Below are 890 nucleotides of genomic sequence, written 5' to 3'. Positions count from 1 at the left end.
ATTATGGATTATCGTACTTATTATGCTGCCTATCGTTTGGAAAAAACGGGAAGAGTTTAGTAAGATTCAAATAAAGGATTGGGGATTTTTAATTGGATCTGGTTTCTTTTTAGCACTTCATTTTCTTTTATGGTTTGAATCCTTAAAGCATACGACAGTAGCAAGTTCGACGATTATTTTAGCGCTGCAACCTATCGTATCTTTAGTTGGAGGTTTTTTTCTATTTAAAGAAAGAACAACCTATTCAGCAATTGCGACGATGGGAATTGCGATACTAGGCGTAATGTGTATTGGCTGGGGAGATTTAGGGCTAAGTGAGCAAGCAATTTATGGGGATATATTATCCTTTTTAAGTGTAATAGCAGTTGTCGGTTATTTATTTATCGGACAAACGACAGTAAAGAAAGTATCGCATTGGATTTATAGTTTCACTGTATTTGCCTTCGCTGGTATATTTATAGCGATTTATAACGTTATACTTCAAGTGCCATTTACAGGCTATACGAAGTGGGATTGGAGTATTTTTCTTTTACTTGCGATTGTACCGACAGTGTCACACGTCATTAATAATTGGTTATTAAACTATGTAAATGCAACAACAATTTCAATGAGTATTCTAGGGGAACCAGTTGGGGCATCTATACTAGCGTTCTTCTTACTTGGAGAAAAATTAAACGCAATGCAAATTATCGGTAGCATGCTCGTATTGTTTGGTGTATCTGTTTTCTTACTACAGCAACAAAAGCGAACAGCAAAAAATGTGGTGAACAAACCGGTGTATACACAGGAATTATAATGTTAGGGGAGAAAAGAGAAGTTGTGATACTTCTCTTTTTGTTTTATAGAAATTTAAGTGAAGAAGGGGGAGAGAAATGGAAGAGATATTAAAG

At 35.3% G+C, this 890-nt stretch carries 1 protein-coding gene; it reads left to right on the top strand.

The annotated features are described in order from the left end of the window. Positions 1 to 796 (top strand): DMT family transporter (locus AC1DTM_RS29110; RefSeq protein WP_477001559.1); only part of this gene is annotated, 796 nt, incomplete at its 5' end. Positions 797 to 890 lie beyond the last annotated feature (94 nt).

This window comes from Bacillus sp. P4_D3, assembly GCF_056401855.1.
Note: the sequence above shows the minus strand (reverse complement) of the source record. Positions and strands in the feature narration are given on the sequence as shown.